Here is a 4,877-nt window from a genome sequence, read left to right as displayed (position 1 = left end):
TATTGACATTAAGTCCTAATAAGCGTCCTTTCTACCAACAAGGTCAAAGAGCTATGAGACTTATTCTGTCTGCATTCTAGCCCTTTTTGTAGCCCCTTAAGGCTAAAAGCAGTCCCCAGTGTGAAACAAGCACAGCAGCAATGGAAGGGTTTAACTGCGGCTGAAGCTAAAGGTTTACAAAATCAAATTATTTATCTAGAGGCAAATCAAATCAGGTTCAAACAAAGCTGATACTATTTTGGATTTTGGATTGGTAATTATTGTCTAGGTCTGGATTCTACCAATCCATCTGTCTCAATGATTTTTCCAATTAGTATTATTTACAATTAGCAACACCCAAAATTTGATTCAGTTGATTTTGCAGTTTTTCGCGTAATTTTTGTGCCTTTTGATAAGTGGATGCGCGGTCTTGTCCTGAATTTATATCCTTTTCTAAAGGTTGAATAAAGTATTGCAGACGAGTTTTCATTACCCAAACTCCCATTGAGGGAAATAACAGCAACATAAACATTAATGGTGATATGGGTACGAATGGTAATTTGATTAGTTTTTGTAATTTTTTGATATTAATAGTCCAGGGATGGAGAGATTCGCTACCTATACAAAGTACTGGCAAAATCGGAATATGATAGCGATCGCTCAACTGAATAAAGCTGACATCGAATTTTTGCAGTTGATAGCGTTGTCGCCAACCTTTAGCCGGGCCGCGTACACCTTCTGGTGCATATAGAAGAATTTTACCTTGGGCGATCGCCGCCTCAAAATCATCTATTTTTGCTCTGACTCCACCTAAAACCTGTGACCATTGAGGCGGTAGCCACCAAATCATCCAAGGATGTTCAAATAAAGATGTATTCGCTAAGGGTTGCACTAACCATCCGCGTGTTTCACTTAATAAGTAACCTAAACTAATAAAATCCCAAGGGAAGGACATTCCTGCATGATTCATTGCCACAATCATTGGCCCTGTTTGTGGCAAATTCTCCATTTGCTGTAAATCTCCGCGAAAATAATATTTAACGATAGGAGCTAATATTTCATAACGAAAAGCTTGCTGATATTTAGGATTAAATTCCCCAATTTCTTTTCGCGGTGAACGACAACCAAGACGCAACCATCGAATTAGTAAGGCTAAATAAAACCCACCGGGTATGAGAAATAATACATATTCCAGCCAATTCCAACCGTCCGGGTCGCTGTGATAGTGCTGCCAGTGGCGATTGAGTAAAATTAGCCACCCTGGAGGATAGTACAGGCAAAACCAATCAAACCAACTAAATTGATAGCCTGTATCTGATGCTGTTTCTAGTTGATGGCTGAGGATGTTTTCAGTGTGTTGATTAATCACAACAGTAATGCAGATTAGGCAACATTATAGGTAGATATACATCCTAACCATTGAGTTTAATTATTGTCATCCCACTATAGTAGTAATATTATTTACATAAATATAGAAAATTACTAATTGAGAACAGAAATTCTATTAAATAAATGTAATTCGCCATTAAAATTAAATTGCTTTTTGTCTGGATTACTCATTTGCCCACCTTCAAAGGTTTCTCTTAATACTTATATTCTAAGTAAATTGCCTAATACTTAGCTCTAATTCTGCACGAGGCGATCGCTTCTGGAAGCAAAATCATCTAGCTAGAAGAAAAATTAGATGTGTTTGCCTTGCTTACCGCCCCGAATCAGCAAGTCAAGGACATATAAACGTATTTTAGAATACATTTATATTAATAAAATTTACTATAATACAAAAATGTAACAATAAGTAGTATTTGCTGCTTAGTATGGACTGTAAATTAAGATATAGCTTTAAGTTTTATATTTTTTTGAGGAATTTGTACTAGTGGTCTTTAAAAAAAAGTTATAGTATTAAATTAGACTAAAAAAATACTGAGTAATCAAAGCTTATTTATGATGGCAGGCGCACCTTTGAATGGAAAAGGAGATTCAACTCATAGCCGAGAGAATCAACAATACGCCTCCTTGGTAGAGCAACTTGATTTGATGATTCGGGCGCGATATCCCTTAGTGTATATAATCTCTGTTGAAGAAGAACCTGTAGAAGAAGTGCTGCTGCAAGTTGCATCGCGTTCACAGCCACAACGACAGGTTTTATTTTGGGATATTGTTCGGGGTTGGAGTGACAATGGTGCAGATAAAGGTTCGGTGATGGCTGCATTAGCACGTATTGCTAAAGCTGACTCTCAAACAGCAGCGATGTTCGTGCTGCGAGATTTGCATCCATTTGTGAAAAACCCTACCACAGAGAAGAATGCACCTATTGTCAGAGAGTTGCGAAACTTGACGAGGGAGTTAAAGCGATCGCGTAAAACTATCATCACTACTAGCCATACTTTAGAACTCCCTGATGAGTTACTGCAAGAGGTGACAGTGGTTGATTTTCCTTTACCTAGCGTCAGTGAAATCGATTATTTAATCCAACAGTTAGTAGTACCAGATAAGTTAAATGTTTCTGGCTTGGCGCGAGAACAGTTAGTCAAAGCTTGCCAAGGTTTAAGTCGCACTCGTATTTCTAGAGTTTTGGCAAAAGCCTTAGCCGCCAAACAGCAAGTAAATGAGTCTGACATTGATGGCGTGTTGGAAGAAAAAAAGCAAGCAGTTCGCCAAACTGGGATTTTAGAGTTTTTCACGCCGCAAGAATCACTTAAACGAGTCGGGGGATTAGATCAACTCAAACAATGGGTACTGATGCGCCAAGATGCTTTTACCGAAGAAGCCAGACGCTACGGTATTCCTAATCCTAAAGGTATGTTGCTGGTGGGTATACAGGGAACGGGTAAATCCCTCTCTGCTAAAACCATTGCCCATGAATGGCGTTTACCCTTACTTCGATTAGATTCTGGGCGTTTATTTGGCGGGATTGTTGGTGAAAGCGAAAGCCGCGTACGCCAAATGATTCAGTTAACCGAAGCAATGGCACCTTGCGTTTTATGGATTGATGAAATTGACAAAGCCTTTGGCAATATTACCAGTGGCATTGATGGAGATTCTGGTACATCGCGCCGGGTATTTGGCAGTTTAATTACATGGATGCAAGAAAAAACCAGCCCAGTATTTATTGTTGCCACCGCAAATAATGTGCAAATCTTACCAGCCGAGTTGTTACGCAAAGGTCGATTTGATGAGATTTTCTTTTTGAATCTACCCACCGAAACTGAACGCCAAGAGATTTTTAAAGTACATTTGCAAAGGTTACGTCCCAACCGCCTGCGAGAATTTAACTTAGCTTCATTAGCTAAACAAACTGCAAATTTCAGTGGTGCAGAAATTGAACAAGTAATTATTGATGCTATGCACCAAGCATTTTCTACAAGAGTTGAGGGACAAAGGCGAGACTTCAATACAGAAGATATTTTACAAGCTGTAGCGCAAACTGTGCCTTTAGCTGCGATCGCCCGCAATCAAATTGAAGCCTTAAAGCAATGGGCAGCAGAAGCAGGTGCAAGGCCAGCATCCAATGATATTCAATTAGTGGAGGAATTAAAGCAATACTCAAGTCAACAAGGACTAGGCCCATTAGAAGTTGATTAAAATAGAAAAACTCTGCGTTCTCTGCAATTTTTTTGAAATCTAAAAACCATAATCAATTATGTCTCATTTCACAACTATCAAAGTTCAAATCAAACGCGGTGAAATTCTTCATGAAGTGTTGCAAGAACTAGGTTATCAAGTTGAATGCAACACAGAGGTACGCGGATATCGAGGCGATAAAACTCAAGCTGAGTATGTAATTCGCCAAAAAAATGGTTATGACTTGGGTTTTCGCCGCAATGGTGAAAATTACGAAATAGTTGCAGACTTTTGGGGAGCAAAAATTAATCAACAACAGTTTGTTAATTCTATCAGTCAAAAATACGCTCATAAAACCTTGATGGCAACAGTGCAAGAACAGGGCTTTAATGTTGAGGATGAAGAAGTATTAAAAGATGGAACTGTGCGGGTTGTTGTAGGGCGTTGGGTGTAATTATATTCGTGAGAACTAAGATCCCCGGCTTCTTCACGAAGTCGGCGATCTGAACCTATTTACAGTTTTTATAAATCTGAACGATACATTAGCGTAATTTCATAATTCCATCCACCTATTATGTCTTTGCCAGTAATCGTGGGTAGAGAACCTATAGGTGCTTTCTCAAATGTAAATTGCGATTTATCAAGTATTAATGAAAGCCATCCTAATTTCTTGTAAGTATTATAAATACTATTTCTGATACCGCTAGCTCTAGGATGATAAAAATAGGTATTATAATCACTATTTTCACAAAAATGACAACCTTCCTCCAGTAATATTCTTTTTTGTACGCTAAAGCCAAAACGATTATTGCTAAACTTTACCCAAAGTTGATCAATTGTCCGCAGATCCGTTTGTGATAAATTAACAAGATCGCGAAAGTCAAAATAAGTTTGAGATTTTTTCCCTACAGCTTCCTGTATTTTTTCACCAGTTTCTAAGTTAGCTTGCAGCCATTCTCCAGCTGCTAATAAGTTACGCAGACTGCTATAGTCTACTCCTACTTCTGACTGTAAAGGAATATGTTGTAGTAAATTTTGTTTTTCATCTTCTGTAGAAGAATTAAACACTAAATCGTAAGCCTTCCACTGTAATAATCCAGGTTCAGTTAAAACAATCTGCTGCAAAAGCTCTTGACCTTCTCGACCATATTTGAGAGCATCTGATAAAGCTGCAATTTTAATTTCCAGCGAATTACTATCAAGACGACGCTTAACGCCTTCAATTCCACCTAGAACTATAGCGTTTCCCTATCTAATGAAGTACACTCAATCAAATAAAGCTGTGTATCTTAATTAAGGATAAAAGTGAAAGCATATTCCCTAGATTTACGCCAAAA

At 38.2% G+C, this 4,877-nt stretch carries 4 protein-coding genes; 2 read left to right on the top strand and 2 right to left on the bottom strand.

Annotation, left to right across the window (positions count from 1 at the left end; all coding sequences use genetic code 11):
- Nucleotides 1-316: 316 nt before the first annotated feature.
- Complete coding sequence (locus H6G76_RS36080) at nt 317-1,348, bottom strand: 1-acyl-sn-glycerol-3-phosphate acyltransferase (protein ID WP_190710984.1); 1,032 nt, start codon at nt 1,346-1,348, stop codon at nt 317-319.
- Nucleotides 1,349-2,013: 665 nt separating this feature from the next.
- On the opposite strand from H6G76_RS36080, the gene H6G76_RS36075 reads away from it, so the two are divergent.
- Together H6G76_RS36075 and H6G76_RS36070 are read left to right on the top strand one after the other, a co-directional pair.
- Entirely contained in the window at nt 2,014-3,561 is a 1,548-nt protein-coding gene (locus tag H6G76_RS36075; RefSeq protein ID WP_199337651.1) for an AAA family ATPase, read from the top strand.
- 58 nt (nt 3,562-3,619) lie between these two features.
- Complete coding sequence (locus tag H6G76_RS36070; RefSeq protein ID WP_190710983.1) at nt 3,620-3,994, top strand: DUF1257 domain-containing protein; 375 nt, start codon at nt 3,620-3,622, stop codon at nt 3,992-3,994.
- Between the two features lie 68 nt (nt 3,995-4,062).
- Here H6G76_RS36070 and H6G76_RS36065 read toward each other — a convergent pair whose 3' ends face one another.
- The gene (locus tag H6G76_RS36065) at nt 4,063-4,665 is read right to left on the bottom strand and encodes a GUN4 domain-containing protein (RefSeq protein ID WP_190710982.1); all 603 of its coding nucleotides are present in this window, start codon (nt 4,663-4,665) and stop codon (nt 4,063-4,065) included.
- Nucleotides 4,666-4,877: the final 212 nt, after the last annotated feature.

It is taken from the genome of Nostoc sp. FACHB-152 (assembly GCF_014697475.1).
Classification (GTDB): Bacteria; Cyanobacteriota; Cyanobacteriia; order Cyanobacteriales; family Nostocaceae; genus Nostoc_B.
This window is presented reverse-complemented; position numbering and strand designations above follow the sequence as displayed.